At 74.4% G+C, this 15743-nt stretch carries 15 protein-coding genes and 1 pseudogene; 8 read left to right on the top strand and 8 right to left on the bottom strand.

Features of this window, described 5'->3' with window-relative positions:
* Window positions 1-5: 5 nt before the first annotated feature.
* From MicB006_RS17070 to MicB006_RS17060, 3 genes are all read right to left on the bottom strand, one after another.
* On the bottom strand, window positions 6-1832 hold the full coding sequence (locus MicB006_RS17070) for a long-chain fatty acid--CoA ligase (protein ID WP_116507420.1): 1827 nt from the start codon (window positions 1830-1832) through the stop codon (window positions 6-8).
* A 139-nt stretch (window positions 1833-1971) separates the two neighbouring features.
* Window positions 1972-2922: a terpene synthase gene (locus MicB006_RS17065; RefSeq protein ID WP_073830976.1), complete on the bottom strand. Its 951-nt coding sequence runs from the start codon at window positions 2920-2922 to the stop codon at window positions 1972-1974.
* A gap of 125 nt (window positions 2923-3047) precedes the next feature.
* The gene (locus MicB006_RS17060; protein WP_116507418.1) at window positions 3048-3677 is read right to left on the bottom strand and encodes a TIGR03085 family metal-binding protein; all 630 of its coding nucleotides are present in this window, start codon (window positions 3675-3677) and stop codon (window positions 3048-3050) included.
* A 168-nt stretch (window positions 3678-3845) separates the two neighbouring features.
* On the opposite strand from MicB006_RS17060, the gene MicB006_RS17055 reads away from it, so the two are divergent.
* A complete protein-coding gene (locus tag MicB006_RS17055) occupies window positions 3846-5744 on the top strand; it encodes an ABC transporter ATP-binding protein (protein WP_225980396.1) in 1899 nt (632 codons plus the stop codon).
* A complete protein-coding gene (locus MicB006_RS17050; protein ID WP_116507417.1) occupies window positions 5741-7522 on the top strand; it encodes an ABC transporter ATP-binding protein in 1782 nt (593 codons plus the stop codon). Before MicB006_RS17055 ends, MicB006_RS17050 begins: the two co-directional genes overlap by 4 nt.
* Before the next feature lie 4 nt (window positions 7523-7526).
* Here the strand turns inward: MicB006_RS17050 and rpsD are convergent, their stop codons facing one another.
* Window positions 7527-8135, bottom strand: a complete 609-nt coding sequence (gene rpsD / locus MicB006_RS17045; RefSeq protein ID WP_116507415.1) for a 30S ribosomal protein S4 — start codon at window positions 8133-8135, stop codon at window positions 7527-7529.
* A 63-nt stretch (window positions 8136-8198) separates the two neighbouring features.
* Here rpsD and MicB006_RS17040 point away from each other — a divergent pair, with 63 nt between their 5' ends.
* Window positions 8199-8930 (top strand): DUF2470 domain-containing protein, encoded by a 732-nt coding sequence (locus MicB006_RS17040; protein ID WP_116507413.1) that lies wholly within the window; start codon window positions 8199-8201, stop codon window positions 8928-8930.
* A 43-nt stretch (window positions 8931-8973) separates the two neighbouring features.
* Here MicB006_RS17040 and MicB006_RS17035 read toward each other — a convergent pair whose 3' ends face one another.
* From MicB006_RS17035 to MicB006_RS17025, 3 genes are read right to left on the bottom strand one after another with little or no spacing between them, the layout of a single operon-like run.
* Window positions 8974-9570 (bottom strand): TetR family transcriptional regulator, encoded by a 597-nt coding sequence (locus MicB006_RS17035; RefSeq protein ID WP_116507411.1) that lies wholly within the window; start codon window positions 9568-9570, stop codon window positions 8974-8976.
* Window positions 9567-10322: an ABC transporter permease gene (locus MicB006_RS17030; protein ID WP_116507409.1), complete on the bottom strand. Its 756-nt coding sequence runs from the start codon at window positions 10320-10322 to the stop codon at window positions 9567-9569. Before MicB006_RS17030 ends, MicB006_RS17035 begins: the two co-directional genes overlap by 4 nt.
* The gene (locus MicB006_RS17025; RefSeq protein WP_116507407.1) at window positions 10319-11041 is read right to left on the bottom strand and encodes an ABC transporter ATP-binding protein; all 723 of its coding nucleotides are present in this window, start codon (window positions 11039-11041) and stop codon (window positions 10319-10321) included. The genes MicB006_RS17030 and MicB006_RS17025 overlap by 4 nt, the downstream gene beginning before the upstream one ends.
* A 110-nt stretch (window positions 11042-11151) precedes the next feature.
* Here MicB006_RS17025 and MicB006_RS17020 point away from each other — a divergent pair, with 110 nt between their 5' ends.
* The 5 genes and pseudogenes from MicB006_RS17020 to MicB006_RS17005 all read left to right on the top strand — a co-directional run bounded on the left by MicB006_RS17020 (window position 11152) and on the right by MicB006_RS17005 (window position 15041).
* Window positions 11152-11541: a MerR family transcriptional regulator gene (locus tag MicB006_RS17020; protein ID WP_116507405.1), complete on the top strand. Its 390-nt coding sequence runs from the start codon at window positions 11152-11154 to the stop codon at window positions 11539-11541.
* A gap of 151 nt (window positions 11542-11692) precedes the next feature.
* Window positions 11693-12343, top strand: a pseudogene (locus MicB006_RS32365) (phosphoribosyl-AMP cyclohydrolase); the annotation flags it as partial.
* Between the two features lie 180 nt (window positions 12344-12523).
* Window positions 12524-12937, top strand: a complete 414-nt coding sequence (hisI, locus tag MicB006_RS32360) for a phosphoribosyl-AMP cyclohydrolase (protein WP_116511493.1) — start codon at window positions 12524-12526, stop codon at window positions 12935-12937.
* The gene (locus tag MicB006_RS17010) at window positions 12934-14487 is read left to right on the top strand and encodes an anthranilate synthase component I (protein ID WP_116507403.1); all 1554 of its coding nucleotides are present in this window, start codon (window positions 12934-12936) and stop codon (window positions 14485-14487) included. The genes hisI and MicB006_RS17010 overlap by 4 nt, the downstream gene beginning before the upstream one ends.
* Window positions 14484-15041, top strand: coding sequence for a Trp biosynthesis-associated membrane protein (locus MicB006_RS17005; RefSeq protein ID WP_116507402.1), 558 nt, complete (start codon window positions 14484-14486; stop codon window positions 15039-15041). Before MicB006_RS17010 ends, MicB006_RS17005 begins: the two co-directional genes overlap by 4 nt.
* Here the strand turns inward: MicB006_RS17005 and MicB006_RS17000 are convergent.
* Window positions 15034-15309 carry a hypothetical protein gene (locus MicB006_RS17000; protein WP_073831040.1) on the bottom strand — a complete coding sequence of 92 codons (276 nt, stop codon included), beginning with the start codon at window positions 15307-15309 and terminating at the stop codon, window positions 15034-15036. The two genes, MicB006_RS17005 and MicB006_RS17000, sit on opposite strands and share 8 nt — an antisense overlap.
* Between the last annotated feature and the right edge of the window lie 434 nt (window positions 15310-15743).

Below are 15743 nucleotides of genomic sequence, written 5' to 3'. Positions count from 1 at the left end.
GCGGGCTACAGCTCGGCGAGCGTGCCCTCGTACATCTTGTCGATCTCGGAGGCGAAGTTCGTCTCCACGCTGCGACGCTTGATCTTCAGCGACGGCGTGACCTCGCCGTCCTCGATGGTGAGGTCACGGGGGAGGATCGACACCTTCTTGATCGTCTCCCAGCGGTTGAGCTTGGCGTTGAGCTCGGCCACGTAGCCCTCGACCATCTCCCGCGCCTGCGGCGAGGTGACGATCGTGGTGTAGTCGCTGCCCTCCAGCGGGGTGCCGGCGGCCCAGGCCTTGATCGCGTCCGGGTCCAGCGTGACGAGCATGGTGCAGTAGTTGCGCGCCTGGCCGATCACCACCGCCTGCGAGGTGTAGGGGCAGACCGCCTTGAACATGCCCTCGATGTGCGACGGCGCGACGTACTTGCCGCCGGACGTCTTGACCAGGTCCTTCTTCCGGTCGGTGATGCGCAGGTAGCCGTCGGAGTCGAGCGTGCCGATGTCACCGGTGCGGAAGAAGCCGTCCTCGGTGAACGCGGCGGCGGTCTCCTCCGGCAGGTTGTGGTAACCCCGCATGACCGGCTTGCCCCGCATGAGGACCTCGCCGTCGCTGTCGATCCGGCACTCCAGGTCACCCATGGCCCGGCCCACGCTGCCGATCTTCAGCCCGTCGGGCGGGTTGACGAACGCGCCGGCGCTGGTCTCGGTCAGGCCGTAGCCCTCGGAGATGGGCAGGTTGGCGGCGGCGAAGAAGGTCGCGATCTCCTGGCTCAGCGGCGCCGCGCCGGAGACCAGCACCCGCATCCGGCCGCCGAGCCGGGCCTGCAGCTTGCTGAACACCAGCTTCTCGGCCAGCGCGTACTTCATCCGCAGCCCGGCCGGCACCGGCTTGCCGGCCTGCTCCAGCGCCACCTTCTCCTTGCCGACCGCGACGCCCCACGCGAAGATCTTGGCCTTCGCGCCGCCCGCGCCCTGCGCGGTGGTGACCGCCTTGTTGTAGACCTTCTCGAAGACCCGGGGCGCGCCGCACATCAGCGTCGGCCGGACCACGCCGAGCAGGTCGACCAGCTTGTCCACCCGGCCGTCGACGTACGTGGGCAGGCCGACGTGGGTGGCGCCGCAGAGCAGCGTCTTGCCGAACGAGTGCGACAGCGGCAGCCACAGGTACTGCAGGTCGTCGGTGCGCAGCAGGCCGAGCTCGGCCTGCGCCACGCCCTCCCAGCACCAGCCGCCGTGCAGCAGCTCCACGCCCTTCGGGCGGCCGGTGGTGCCCGAGGTGTAGATGAGCGTCGCCAGGTGGTCCGGGCCGATGCCGGCGACGAGCATGTCGATCAGGTCGGGCTCGGCGCTCAGCGCGGCGGCGCCGCGCTCCTCCAGCTCGGCCAGGGTGAGCTGCGGGACGGCGGCGGCCGGATCGGGCGAGCCGTCGAAGAGCACCACGTGGGTCAGCGCGGGCAGGTCCGCCCCGGCGATCTTCGCCGCCTGGGCCGGGTTCTCCGCGAACAGCACCTTCGAGCCGGAGTCGGCGATGATGAAGACCGCTTCGTCGGGCTCGGTGGTCGGGTAGACGGTGGTGGTGGCCCCGCCGGCGCACATGATGCCGAAGTCGGCCAGCACCCAGTCCAGCCGGGTGTTGGCCAGGATCGCCACCGGGTTCTCCAGGCCGACACCGAGCCCGTGCAACCCGGCGGCGATCGCCTTCGCGCGCTGCCCGACCTGCTCCCACGTCAGCCAGACCGGGCCCGAGTCGTCGGGTGCGGGGTGGGCGAACGCCTGCCGGTCGGGGGAATCCGCCACGCGCTTGAGGAACATATCGGGAACGGAACGGTACGGTACATCGAGAGCCATCGCTGTAGCCGCCTTCAGGGGTGGAGGGACGTGACGGGGGTCACGTCGATCTGCGGTTACCGAAGGGTATTGCCTGCACCCGGCCAGCGGCTAGCCCTGATCGGCCGAGTCCCCACCGGTCCCGACTGCTGGAGCCGGATCAGGCGTACCGGCTGGCGGCGCGGGACCAGTCGTAGGTGGCCCGGATCCAGTCCCGGCGGGTGTCCAGGAACGCCCGCATCCCCTCGTCCGCCCCGGCGCTCAACGCCGCGTCCCGCTCCGCGTACGACGCGAGCGCCGTGTTGAAGCAGTTCGCCGCCGCGTTCAACGCCGCCGACTCGTCCTTCCCGGTCTCGCCCGCGATGGTGGTCACCAGGTTGTGCGCCTCCGGGGCGACGCCCCGCTCCTTGCCGTAGGAGAACATGTCGTTGCACCAGCAGACCAGGTCGGTGGCGAGGGCGTCCAGCGCGGTGAGCGCCGGGTTCGCCCGCTGGTCGGGCCGGGGCAGGGACGGGCGGGCCAGGTCGGTCACCGTGAAGCTGGGGCGTACGCCTCCGGTGTGGCGGCGCATCTGCACGTACTCGGCGACCCCGGGCACGCGCCGGCGCTCCCGGTTCGCGGCCTCCCAGAGCAGCGCCAGCAGGTACTCCCGCAACTGGCTCACCAGTCGCATCAGGTGCGCCGGCCGCCCCCGGCCGCGGGCCCGCCGGCACAGGTCGTGCAACGCCAGGCCCATCGGGCCGGCGTCGGTGGGCGCGGGCGCGTCCGGGTCACCGTGCCGGTCGAGCACCGCCAGCAGCGCCGCCAGGGTGGGCGCGAGCACTGTCGGTGCGGCGCCCAGCCCGTCGTCGTCGCAGGCGTCGTCTACCACGAACAGCCAGTTGATCAGGTCGGTGAGCAACCGCAGGCCGGCCGGGGAGGCATCGGGGCAGGCCCGTCCGGCCAGCTCCGAGGCGTGGGCCCCGGTCAGCCGGAGCAGGCCGGCGCGGTCCTTGATCAGGCCGAATCCGCGCACCCAGGCGACGCTCTGCGCGGCCACCTCGTCGGTGGCCGGGTGACATCGGGAGGGAAAGGGCGGCTCGTGCAGCGCCGAGAGCGCGAAGTCCCGCATCGTCGTCCCCTGTCCGCCGCCCCGCGGGGTCGGGACGGTTCGCAGGAGCGTACGGCAGCCGGCGAACGTTATCGATGCCGGGTGTCCACATTCTACGATCGCTTGTGAACGGGCGGAAACGTCGCTCACAGGCCCAGTTCGGCGTTACGCAGGCGCTCGACGCGTTCGGCCGGGCCGTCCACCTGGACCCGGGCCACCCGCTGCCGTCCGGTGAGGAACAGCACGAGTTCCCCCGGCGCGCCGACGAGCCGCAGCCGCTCGCCGCCGCCACCGGCCCGCAGCTCGCCGTGCCCCGGCGCCTGCACCAGCACCTCGGCCGGGAAGCGCCGCAGCGCCATCCGGGCCAGCAGGGCGACCCGCTTCCAGAGCACCGCCTGCTGCCCGGCGGGAAGGTTCCGCGGCTGCCAGCCGGGACGGGCCCGGCGGACGTCCTCGTGGTGGATGAAGAACTCCATCCCGTTCGCCAGCTCGTCGGTGAGCGGGTTGCTCACCGGGCTCCACACCGGGGGACGGCGGACCCGGGCGATCAGGTCGGCGTACGGCCCGGCGGCGATCCGCCGGCGCACCGACTCGCCGTAGCCGCGCAGCGGCGGCAGCAGGATGCCGCCGGCCGCGTCCGGCCGGCGTTCCCGCACCAGCAGGTGCGCGGCCAGGTCCCGGGTGGTCCACCCCTCGTTGACGGTCGGCGCGTCCGGTCCCAGTTCCAGCATCAGGTCGGCGAGCGCCTCGCGCTCCGCTCGGGCGTACCGCGGCATGGCCCGATCGTAGGCCCGTCCGGGCAGTTCGGCGCGCCACGCCCGGCGCGAGGATGGGCCGGGAGCGTCAGCGGCCGCTGTCCGCCCAGGTCGAGCGGAACGTGACGGCGGACATATCCCGGCCGGGTCGGCGGAGTCGGCGACGAGCGGTAAGGATGGGGGAGAAAGATGCGGCTTACGGCGGGGGAGAGCGTGGCGAGCAAGACAAGTCGGGACGTCCTCGGCAGAGGGCTACGGGTGCTCGGCCAGGCCATCCGGGAACAGCCGCGGATCTTCGCGGTGGCGGTCAGCGGCAGCGTGCTCTTCGGCCTCCTGGTGATCGCCAGCGCGTACGTGGTCGGCGGGGTGGTCGGCAATGTCGTCGTGCCGGCGGTCGAGCGCGGCGAGGTGGCCCGCGGGGCCCTGGCGCTGGCCGCGACGGCGCTGTTCGGCATCAGCGTGCTGCGGGTCGTCGGCATCTTCGGCCGGCGGCTCGGCGCCGGCTACATGCAGTACCGGCTCCAGGCCGCCTACCGCCGCCGGGTCACCCGCCGCTACCTGGAGCTGCCGCTGGCCTGGCACCACCGCAACTCCACCGGCACGCTGCTGTCGAACGCCAACTCCGACGTCGAGGCCGCCTGGTACCCGATCGCGCCCATGCCGTTCGCGGTCGGCACGCTGGTGATGCTGGTCGGCGCGGTGGCCTCGCTGTTCTTCACCGACTGGGCGCTGGCCCTGGTCGGCTTGGCGGTCTTTCCCGCGCTGTTCGCGCTCAACGTGGTCTACTCCCGCCGGATGGCGCCCCGCCAGGCCCGGGCGCAGCGGCTGCGCGCCGAGGTCAGCGGCATCGCGCACGAGAGCTTCGACGGCGCGCTGGTGGTCAAGACGATGGGCCGCGAGGCGCAGGAGACCGCCCGCTTCGCGGCCCGCGCCGGTGACCTGCGGGACGCGCTGATCTCGGTCGGCCGGCTGCGCGGCGTCTTCGACCCGATGCTGGAGACGCTGCCCAGCCTCGGCACGCTCGCCGTGCTGGTGGTCGGCGCGATCCGGCTGCGGCAGGGCGCGATCACCGTGACCGAGCTGGTCAGCGTCGCCTTCCTGTTCACCGTGCTGGCGTTCCCGGTGCGCGCCATCGGCTGGGTGCTTGCCGAGCTGCCGCGCAGCGTCGCCGGGTGGGACCGGGTCCGCCGCGTGCTCGACGCGACCGGCGAGATGCCGTACGGCACGAGGACGCTCGACCCGGCCACCCGCACGCCGGCCACGCTCGCGTTCCACGACGTGCACTTCGCGTACGAGCCGGCCGAGGCGCACCTGCCCGGCGCCCAGGTGCTCGGCGAGGTGACGTTCACAGTGCCCGCCGGGAAGACGGTCGCCCTGGTGGGGCCCACCGGCGCGGGCAAGTCCACGATCGCCTCGCTCGCAGTGCGGCTGGTCGACCCGGGCGCCGGGCGGGTCACACTGGACGGCGTGGACGTGCGGGAGCTGACCGCCGCCTCGCTCGCCGGCACCGTGGCGCTGGTGGCGCAGGTGCCGTTCGTCTTCGACGACACGGTCCGGGCCAACATCGCGCTGGACCGGGCCGGCATCGGCGACGACGAGGTGTGGGCGGCGCTGCGGCTGGCCGAGGCGGACGGCTTCGTGGCCGCGCTGCCGGACGGGCTGGACACCATGGTCGGCGAGCGGGGGACGTCGCTGTCCGGCGGGCAGCGCCAGCGGCTGACGCTGGCCCGGGCGCTCGCCGGCCGCCCCCGGCTGCTGGTGCTCGACGACGCCACGAGCGCTGTCGACCCGCGCGTCGAGGCGGCCATCCTGGCCGGGCTGCGCGCCCCCGCCGACGGCGGCGCCCCGGCGTCGATCCTGGTGGTCGCGTACCGCCGGGCCACCATCGCGCTCGCCGACGAGGTGATCTACGTGGAGCAGGGCCGGGTGGTCGCCCGCGGCACCCACACCGAGCTGCTGGCCACCGTGCCCGGCTACGCCGACCTGGTCACCGCGTACGAGCAGGCCGAGCAGGAACGCGAGCAGAAGCAGACGTACGACGAGGTCACGCCGATGACCTCCGGCCTGGAGATCGAGGTTGACCGGTGAGTACGACCACGGGGGAGAACACCGAGAGCACCGAGACCACCTGGCAGACGCTGCGGCGCGGGCTGGCGCTCTCGCCGGAGCTGCGCACCGGCCTCGCGGGCACGATCGCGCTGGCGCTTGTCTACATGGTCGGCCGGGTCGCCGTGCCGGTGGCGGTGCAGCGCGGCATCGACCACGGCATCGTCGGCGGGCTCGACCTGGACGTCATCTCGGTCACCGTGGCGATCACCGCCGGGGTGCTGGTCGTCACCACCATCTGTGGCTACCTGATGATGCGCCGGCTGTTCACGGTGAGCGAGACCGCCCTGGCCGGTGTGCGCACGCGGGCGTTCCGGCACGTGCACGACCTGTCGATGCTGCACCAGCAGTCCGAGCGGCGCGGCTCGCTGGTCTCCCGGGTCACCAGCGACGTCGACCAGATCACCCAGTTCCTCCAGTGGGGCGGCGTGATCCTCATCGTCAACCTGGGCCAGCTGCTGGTGACCACAGCGGTGATGCTCGCGTACTCCTGGCAGTTGACGCTCGTGGTGCTCGTCGCGTTCGCGCCGGCGGTGCTGGTGATCCGGCAGTTGCAGCGCCGCCTCGCCGGGGCGTACGGGCTGGTGCGGCAGCGCACCGGCACGCTGCTCGGCGCGATCGGCGAGAGCGTGGTGGGCGCGCCGGTGATCCGGGCGTACGGCATCGCCGGGCGGACCGCGCGGCGGCTGGACACGGCGATCGACGGCCAGCGGGTGGCCCAGCAGCGGGCGATCCGGATCAGCATCATGGGCAGCTCGGTGGGGGAGCTGGCGGCCGGGCTGGCGCTGGCCGGCGTGGTGGTGGTCGGGGTGAGCCTCGGCGTCGACGGCACGCTGTCGATCGGCCAGCTCACCGCGTTCCTGTTCCTGGTCACGCTCTTCATCCAGCCGGTGCAGATCGCCACCGAGGTGCTCAACGAGGCGCAGAACGCGATCGCCGGCTGGCGCCGGGTGCTGGACGTGCTGGACGTCGCGCCGGACGTGGCCGATCCGGGCGACCAGGGGCGGGACCTGCCGGCCGGCCCGCTCGACGTCCGGTTCGCCGGTGTGACGTTCGCCTACCCGGGCGGCCCGCCGGTGCTGCACGACGTCACGCTCGACATCCCGGCGAAGAGCCGGGTGGCGGTGGTGGGCGAGACCGGCAGCGGCAAGACCACGTTCGCCAAGCTGCTCACCCGCCTGATGGACCCGAGCGAGGGCGCGGTGCTGCTCTCCGGGGTCGACCTGCGGCAGGTGCGGTTCGACTCGCTGCGCGCCCGGGTGGTGATGGTGCCGCAGGACGGCTTCCTGTTCGACGCCACGGTCGGGGAGAACGTCCGCTTCGCCCGCCCCGACCTGACCGACGGGCAGCTCACCGCCGCCTTCGGCGAGCTGGGCCTGGCCGACTGGCTGGACGGGCTGCCGTCCGGGCTGGACACGCCGGTCGGGGAGCGCGGGGAGGCGCTCAGCGTCGGCGAGCGGCAGCTCGTGGCGCTGGCCCGCGCGTACGTCGCCGACCCGGACCTGCTGGTGCTCGACGAGGCGACGAGCGCTGTCGACCCGGCCACCGAGGTACGCCTGCAACGCACGCTCGACGCGGTGACCCGGGGGCGGACCACGCTCGCCATCGCGCACCGGCTCTCCACCGCGCAGGCGGCCGACGAGGTGATCGTGGTGGACCGGGGCCGGATCGTGCAGCGCGGCCCGCACGAGGAGCTGGTCCGCGACACCGACTCGGTCTACGCGCTGCTGTACGCCTCCTGGCTGGAGCAGACCCGGTAACCGGTCAGCGGGAGTAGAACTCCACCACCAGCTGCTCGTCGCAGACCACCGGCACCTCGTGCCGGGCCGGTTCGCGCAGCAGCGTGGCGCGCAGCTCGGCCGGCTGCGCCGACAGGTACGGCCGGGGCTGCGCGTCGGCGTGCGCGCCGGCGGCGGCGAGCTGGAACGGCGGCAGCGCGCGGCTGCGCTCGCGTACCGCGACCACCTGGCCGGGCCGCAGCCGGTACGAGGGCCTGTCGACCTTGCGGCCGTCGACCGTGACGTGGCCGTGCCCGACGAGCTGGCGGGCCTGGTAGATGCTGCGGGCCAGCCCGGCGCGCAGGACCACCGCGTCGAGACGTCGTTCCAGCAGCGCGACGAGCGTTTCGCCGGTCTTGCCGGCGGCCCGGGCGGCCTCGTCGAAGAGCCGGCGCAGCTGGGCCTCGCTGACGTTGTACTGGTGGCGCAGCCGCTGCTTCTCCAGCAGCCGCACCTGGTAGTCGGAGGTGGTGCGGCGGGACCGGCCGTGCACGCCCGGGGGATAGGGGCGCCGCTCGAAGTACCGCACGCACTTGCGGGTCAGCGGGATGCCGAGGGCGCGCGAGATCCGGGCTTTGGGCCGGGGGTGGTTCACGGGGACGTCTCCGATCGTCTAGCCTGCTTCTTAGGTAAGCCTAACCTACCTTGGAGGCGGATCATGCGGCCCAGCCCGGCGGAGATCGTGCGTACCCTGGTCGCGGGCCGGTTGCCCGCCCTCGTCCACCTGGCCCGGCACCCCGGCCCGCATCAGGTCCGGCACGCCGTCGACCCGGACGGGCGGGTGCTGCTGCTCGTACCGGTGGTCAGCGACCTGGCCGCCGCGCTCGTGCCGCCGCCGGGCGACACCGACGTGGCCACCGTGCTCGACGTGCTGGATCTGCCGCCGACCGCCGGCGCGCCCTCGCTCGGCCGGGCCTGGGTGTCCGGCTGGGCGGCCCGCCTCGACGGGGACGAGGCGCGCCGGGCCGCTGTCGACTTCGCCGCCACCGAACCCACCGGCGACCTGCTCGACGTGGGCCGCCGGTTCCACCTGCACCGCTTCGAGGTGGCCGAGGCGCGCTGGGAGCGCGCCGGGCGGGTGCGGCGCATCGACCCGGAGGCGTTCGCCGAGGCCGAGCCGGACCCGCTGCACCCGGTCGAGGCCGCCCTGCTGGCCGACCTGGCCGACCACCACGCCGAGCAGGTCGGTGACTACCTGCGGCGGCGGCTGGACCTGCCCGGCGACCGGACGCCGCGGGTGGTCCGGATCGACAGGTACGGCCTGCTGGTCGCGCACGGGCGGCCCGGCGCGACCCGGCGGGCCCGGATCGCCTTCGCGCGGCCCGTGGCCGACGTGGCGGAGCTGTCCCGCCTGCTGCACCCGATGCTGTGCCCCCGGGCCGCGGCCTGAGGCGGGCCGGACCGCCGTCGACGCCGCGGGGCGCGGAGGCGGCTCAGGCGATGTCGCCGGTGAGGTACCGCTGGACCGTCGGTCCGACGGCGGCCACCAGCGTCGCCGGCTCGGCGGTGGCGACCGCGTCGAGGCGGAGCACGTACCGCATCATGGCCAGCCCGGCGAGCTGGGTGGCGACCAGCCCGCCGCGCAGCGCGCGCTGCGCCGGGTCGACGTCGAGATGGTCGAGCACCCGGCGCAGCACCTGCGTGACCAGGAACTCGCGCAGCAGCCGGGCGCTCCAGTCGTTGCTGACCGCCGAGCGCAGCAGCGCGACCGCGGCGCTCCCGGCCGGGGAGTCCCAGACCTCCAGGAAGACCCGGACCATCCGCTCGCCGACCCCGTCCGGGCCGCCGGTGAGCACCGCCGGCAGCAGCCGTCCCGGGTCGGCCGGGAACGCCGTCGCGGCCCGGAACAGCTCCTCCTTGCCGCCGAAGTAGTGGTGCACGAGCGCCGGGTCCACACCGGCCGCGGCGGCGATGGCCCGGATCGACGCGGCGTCGAAGCCCCGCTCGGCGAACGCCTCCCGCGCGGCGGCGAGGATGGTGTCCCGGGTGTCCGGGGTGCCGGGCCGCCGTCCGGTGCGCCGCGCGTTCACCCGCTGCGCCGACGCAGCGTCGCGGCGGCCAGCACCAGCGCCGCCACCGCCGCCCCGGCCACGACCGCCACGTCCCGCCACATCGTCCCGGTCGGCTCGGCGTGCGCGCCGACCTCCTGCAGCGCCTCGACCGCGTACGACAGCGGCAGCGCGTCGCTGACCGCCTGGAGCCAGCCGGCCATCTGGTCGCGCGGCACGAACAGGCCGCAGAGCAGCAGTTGCGGGGCCACCACCACCGGCATGAACTGGACCGCCTGGAACTCGGTGCGGGCGAACGCGGAGCAGAACAGCCCGAGCGCCACCGCCAGCACCGCGTTCACCCCCGCGATCAGCACGACCAGCCACGCGCTGCCGGCGGTCTCCAGCCCGAACACCCGGTACGCGACGACCGAGGCGACAGTGGACTGGAGCACCCCGGCCAGGCCGAACGCGATGCCGTACCCGAACAGCAGGTCGAGCTTGCCCAGCGGCGTGGTGAGCAGGCGCTCCAGCGTGCCCGTGGTGCGCTCGCGGAGCATGGCGATGCTGGTCACGAGGAACATGATGATGAACGGGAAGAAGCCGAGCATGATCAGGGCCACCCGGTCGAACGTGCTGGGCGCGCCGGGCGGGGTGGGCTGGTCGACGTACATGAAGTAGACGAGCGTGAGCAGCACCGACGGCACCACGACGAGCAGCGCCACGGTCCGCCGGTCGTGCCGGAGCTGGCGCAGGATGCGTCCGGTGGTGGCGGCCAGGATCCGTCCGTTCATCGTGCCTCTCCCTCGGCCTCGCGGATCAGGCGCAGGAACGCCTCCTCCAGGTCGTCGGTCCCGGTGGCGGCGCGGACCGCCGCGGGGGTGTCGTCGGCGACCAGCCGGCCCTCGCGGATCAGCAGCAGCCGGTCGCAGCGGGCCGCCTCGTCCATCACATGGCTGGAGACCAGCAGCGTGGTGCCGTTCGCGGCCATGGCGTGGAACCGGGCCCACAGGTCGGCGCGCAGCACCGGGTCCTGGCCGACAGTGGGTTCGTCCAGCACCACCAGCTCCGGTTCGCCGACCAGGGCGCAGGCGAGCGAGGCGCGGCTGCGCTGGCCGCCGGAGAGCGTGCCGACGAGCTGGCCGGCCGCCTTGCCCAGGCCGACGTCGGTGACCGCGCGGTCGGCCTCGGCGCGGCCCCGGCCCTGGAGCGCCGCGAAGTAGCGGGCGTTCTCCCGCACGGTCAGGTCGGCGTAGACGCTCGGCGCCTGGGTCAGGTAGCCCACCCGGCGGCGCAGGTCGGCCGAGCCGGCCGGGCGGCCGAGCACGTCGACCGCGCCGGAGCCGACCGTCTGTACGCCGACCACCGCGCGCATCAGCGTGGTCTTGCCGCTGCCGCTGGGCCCGAGCAGCCCGGTCACGGTGCCCCGGGGCACTCCGCAGGTGATGCCGTGCAACACCCGCCGCCCGCCCCGGTCGACCACCAGCTCGCGGACCGACACCGCGTCGTCCATGCTCGCCTCCGTCAATTCATCACTCGTTGAACTCAACGCTAGATGAATTCCTTCGACGAGGCAACGAGGGACTTGACTTCGAGTGCGCTCGAACTGGAAGCCTGGAGGGCGTGGACATCAGCACGCGGGAGATGAGCCTCACCGTGGGTGAGGCGGCGGAACGGGTCGGCCTGACCACCTACACGCTGCGCTGGTACGAGCAGGAGGGCCTGGTGGGCCGCGTCGGACGGGACTCCTCGGGCCGCCGGCGCTACACCGAGTCCGACGTCAACTGGCTGTTCCTGCTCACCCGGCTGCGGCGCACCGGGATGCCGGTGCGCGACATGCGCCGCTACGCCGAGCTGGCCCGGCACGGCGACAGCACGCTCGGCGCGCGCCGGGCGCTGTTCGAGGCGCACCGGGACCGGGTGCTGGCCCGGATGGCCGAGCTGGAGGAGGACCTGAAGGTTCTCGAGTACAAGATCGACGCGTACCGGCGGGCAGAGGAGGAGTCGAGCTGAACGCCTCGGTGGCGGACAGGGAGTCCGGCACCGGAAGATCGGATCTCGGCACCATGACGCCGTGGGTCCAGCGCAGTTGCCCGACACCGGATTCCTCGACGACTGGGCCGCCCGTCTGCGGCAGACCGCCGACCGTCCGGTCGTCGGGATCATGCTGCGAGGCAGCCACGCCCGGCGGGCCGCCACCGAGCACAGCGACGTGGACGTGGACGTGCTCGTGGTCGCCGACGAAGGGCGTGCCGCCACCGGCGCGGGAACCCGCGCCGCTGCCCGGCGCGGCGGCCACTACGCCGCCCGGCGGGCGTACCTGACCGAGTTCGGCGGTCGCCTCGTGCACGTCTCGGTGGCGGCCCGCGACGTCCGGTCCTGGGTGCGCCGGCTCGGCCAGCCCGCCGACTGGGCGTTCGGGCTGCCGGTGACCGCGCCGGCCCGGCTGCTGTGGGCGGTGCCGGAATGGCGGCGCCGGATCGACCTGCCGGTGCTCTGCCAGCCCGCCGACGAGCCGCGTCTGGAGGAGCTGATCGCCACGCTGGGCAAGGTCGCCGCCAACCGCTGGGCCGGTGACCCGGTCGGGGTCCGGCTCGCCGCGGCCGACCTGGCCCGGCTCTGCCCCTCGGTGCTGCGGCCGGCCAACCCGTCGGTGCGCGTGGTGTCCCGCCGGGCGGCCCTGACCGCCGCGCTGGACCTGCCGGTCGCCCCGCCCGGCTACCGCGACGACATGCTGCTCTGCCTCGGGCTGCGCCACGGCGACCCGGCCGAGGTCGCCGCCGCCGCCGGACGGCTGGTCACCGGCATCCTCCCGCTGGTGCGCCCGTACGCGGCGGAGATCGCCCGGGTCGCCGGGACCGACCTGGCCGAGGCGCTCACCGACGGCCGGGTGGACCGCTACCTGCGGCAGCTCGGCCGGGCGCCGGCGACGGTGACGCCCGCCTCCCGGGACACGTCGGCGGTGCCGGGGCCGCGTGCGGGAGAATGGTCAACCGTGCCCGCCCCTGACGCGCCGCTGAACGGCGCCACCGCTCCCGGCCCGGCCCGCCCGTCCCGGCTCGACCCGGCCATCGCGGCCAGGCTCCGCCGCACCCCGGACGGCCTGGTCGCCGCCGTGGTCCGCGCCCACGACTCGGGCGAGGTGCTGATGGTCGCCTGGATGGACGACGAGGCGCTGCACCGCACGCTCACCACCGGCCGGGCCACCTACTGGTCGCGCAGCCGCGGCGAGTACTGGGTCAAGGGCGCCACCTCCGGCAACCACCAGTACGTGCGCTCGGTGGCGCTGGACTGCGACGGCGACGCGCTGCTGGTCAGCGTGGAGCAGGTCGGCGCGGCCTGCCACACCGGGCAGCGCACGTGCTTCTTCACCGACCTGCCGGTCAGCTCCCCGGAGGTGACCCCGTGACCGACGGCGCGGTCAGCCCGGACCGGTCCACGTTCGCCGACCTGGCCGCCCGCTGGCGCGTCGTGCCGGTGACCCGGCGGCTGCTCGCCGACGCCGAGACCCCGGTCGGGGTCTACCGCAAGCTGGCCGGCGGTCCCGGCACGTTCCTGCTGGAATCCGCCGAGCAGGGCGTCGGCTCGGCCGGTACGGCCTGGTCGCGGTACTCGTTCATCGGCGTCCGCAGCAGCGCCACGCTCACCGAGCGTGACGGCGAGGCGAGCTGGACCGGCACGCCGCCCGCGGGCGTACCGACCACCGGCGATCCGGTCACCGTGCTCCGCGAGTCGGTCGACGCGCTCGCCGGCCCGGCCTGGGACCCGGCCGGCGGAATGCCGCCGCTCACCGGTGGGCTGGTCGGCTTCCTCGCCTACGACCTGGTCCGCCGCTTCGAGCGGCTGCCCGAGCTGACCGAGGACGAGCTGGACGTGCCCGAGCTGGGCATGATGCTCGCCACCGACCTGGTGGTGCTCGACCACTACGAGGGCTCGGCGATCCTCGTCGCCAACGCGGTGCTGCCGCCGCTGGACGACCCCGACCGGGCCGAGCGGGTCGACGCCGCGTACCACCACGCCGTCGGTCGCCTGGACGCCATGACCAGCGCGTTGTCCCGACCGATCCCACCCATGGTCTCCACCGTCGGCCGCCCGGGCGTCGGCGAGGTGGTCAGCCGCACCCCGGAGGGCGGCTACCCGAAGGCGGTGGCGGCGGCCAAGGAGGCGATCCGGGCCGGCGAGTGCTTCCAGATCGTGCTCAGCCAGCGCTTCGAGCGGCCCACCGACGCCGACCCGCTGGACGTGTACCGGGTGCTGCGCACCACCAACCCCAGCCCGTACATGTACCTGCTGCGCTTCGACGGCTTCGACATCGTCGGGTCGTCCCCGGAGGCGCACCTCAAGGTCAGCGCCGGCCCGGACGGGCGCCGGCGCGCCCTGCTGCACCCGATCGCCGGCACCCGGCCGCGCGGCCGCTCCCCGGAGGCCGACGCCCGGCTCGCCGCCGAGCTGCTCGCCGACCCCAAGGAACGCGCCGAGCACGTCATGCTCGTCGACCTGGGCCGCAACGACCTGGGGCGGGTCTGCCGGCCGGGCACCGTGGAGGTGCCCGAGTTCGCCACCATCGAGCGCTACAGCCACGTCATGCACATCGTCTCGACAGTCGTCGGCGAGCTGCGCGCCGACCGCACCGCCTTCGACGCGCTCGCCGCGACGTTCCCGGCCGGCACGCTCAGCGGCGCGCCCAAGGTACGCGCCATGGAGATCATCGAGGAGCTGGAACCGGTCCGGCGCGGCGTCTACGGCGGCACCGTCGGCTACTTCGTCTTCGGCGGCGACCTGGACATGGCCATCGCCATCCGTACCGCGCTGATCCGCGACGGTCGCGCCTACGTGCAGGCCGGGGCCGGAATCGTGGCCGATTCCGATCCGGCCGCCGAGGACCAGGAGACGCGGAGCAAGGCCGCCGCCGTCCTCGCCGCGATCGCCGCCGCCGAGACGCTGCGGGCAGCCCGGTGAGCGCGCCCGGAGCCACCGCGCCGGCGGCCCGCGGCCGGCGCGAACTCGCGTACGCGGTGCTGCTCTGCCTGGCCGGCGCGGGCCTGGCCTGCTGGGCGGTGACCCGGACCTGGTCGGTGGAGGTGACCGCCCGCGGCTCGCTGCCGCCCGGCCGGGCCGACCGCACCGGCGCGGACCTGCTGCCCTGGGTGCTGGCGCTGACCTACGTGGGGCTGGCCGGCGGCGGCGCGGTGCTCGCCACCCGGGGCCGCCTGCGCCGGCTGCTCGGCCTGCTGCTGGGCGCGGTCGGCCTGGCCGTGACGGTCGGCGGCGGGATCGGCCTCACCGAGGCCGGGGTGAGCCGGCAGTGGCCCGCACTGGTGCTGGCCGGTGGCCTGGCCCTCGCGGCCGGCGGCGCGTTCACCGCGTTGCGCGGCGACGACTGGCCGGCGATGGGCGCGCGCTACGAGCGACGGGCCGCGCCGGCGGCCGAGCCCGGCCGGCCCGCGGTCGAGCGGGGCACCCGGGACGCGTGGGACGCGCTGGACCGGGGCGAGGACCCGACGGTCAGCTGACCGGCTGCGCCTCGCGCGCGTCGCGCCGCTGTCGGGCCGCGGCCCGTGCGGCGGTCAGTTCGGCCACCAGCCGCTCCAGCTCGCGGCGCTGGGCGGCACGGGCCCGGTCCGCGCAGACGGCTTCCCAGGCGTTGCCCTGGGCGGTGCGCGTCCGGCCGTCACCGGCCACCGCGCGCTCCAGCGTGTGCACCACGCCGAAGGCGAGGGAGGCGACGGTCCGGGAGATGGTGGTCAAGCCGATGGTCTGGGTCGGCCCGTTGGCGCTCATGGTCACCCCGCACGAGATGGTTGTCGGCGGTCGCGGCCGCCGGTGTCGAGTCTGCCTGAGGACGATGCTGCCGGGCTCACGTTTCGCCCTCATGAAGCACAGGTCAACGGTCCTGCAGCGGGCCCGACCTGGGCAGGGCCGGAGGTCCTTGAGCTTGGTCACAGACGTCGCCGGAACCGGTCCTGCGGGCCCGGAGCGATCGTGGTGAGATAGGGGATGGGTGACGGTCGATGCCAGCGTGGCGCTGCGTGACATGGCGTTCACCGGAAGTCGGCCATCATGCCACAGCCCATGTCGTGAGGTGCGCCATACCCCCGGGCACTCGTCGCCAGGTGGCGCCCCCTAGCATCGGCCCATGACGCCCGGAGAGGGGAGTCCGTTGGTGACTGCTGAGCATGCGCACGCGGAGGGGGACGACGCCGGAGCGGCGCCGT

It is taken from the genome of Micromonospora sp. B006 (assembly GCF_003408515.1).
GTDB lineage: Bacteria > Actinomycetota > Actinomycetes > Mycobacteriales > Micromonosporaceae > Micromonospora > Micromonospora echinospora_A.
This window is presented reverse-complemented; position numbering and strand designations above follow the sequence as displayed.

Excerpts from the sequence above, each read along its gene's own strand:
- MicB006_RS17070 (WP_116507420.1), bottom strand. The coding sequence starts at position 1,832 with ATGGCTCTCGATGTACCGTACCGTTCCGTTCCCGATATGTTCCTCAAG.
- MicB006_RS17065 (WP_073830976.1), bottom strand. The coding sequence starts at position 2,922 with ATGCGGGACTTCGCGCTCTCGGCGCTGCACGAGCCGCCCTTTCCCTCC.
- MicB006_RS17055 (WP_225980396.1), top strand. The coding sequence starts at position 3,846 with ATGCGGCTTACGGCGGGGGAGAGCGTGGCGAGCAAGACAAGTCGGGAC.
- MicB006_RS17000 (WP_073831040.1), bottom strand. The coding sequence starts at position 15,309 with ATGAGCGCCAACGGGCCGACCCAGACCATCGGCTTGACCACCATCTCC.
- MicB006_RS17060 (WP_116507418.1), bottom strand. The coding sequence starts at position 3,677 with ATGCCGCGGTACGCCCGAGCGGAGCGCGAGGCGCTCGCCGACCTGATG.
- MicB006_RS17040 (WP_116507413.1), top strand. The coding sequence starts at position 8,199 with ATGCGGCCCAGCCCGGCGGAGATCGTGCGTACCCTGGTCGCGGGCCGG.
- MicB006_RS17025 (WP_116507407.1), bottom strand. The coding sequence starts at position 11,041 with ATGGACGACGCGGTGTCGGTCCGCGAGCTGGTGGTCGACCGGGGCGGG.
- MicB006_RS17030 (WP_116507409.1), bottom strand. The coding sequence starts at position 10,322 with ATGAACGGACGGATCCTGGCCGCCACCACCGGACGCATCCTGCGCCAG.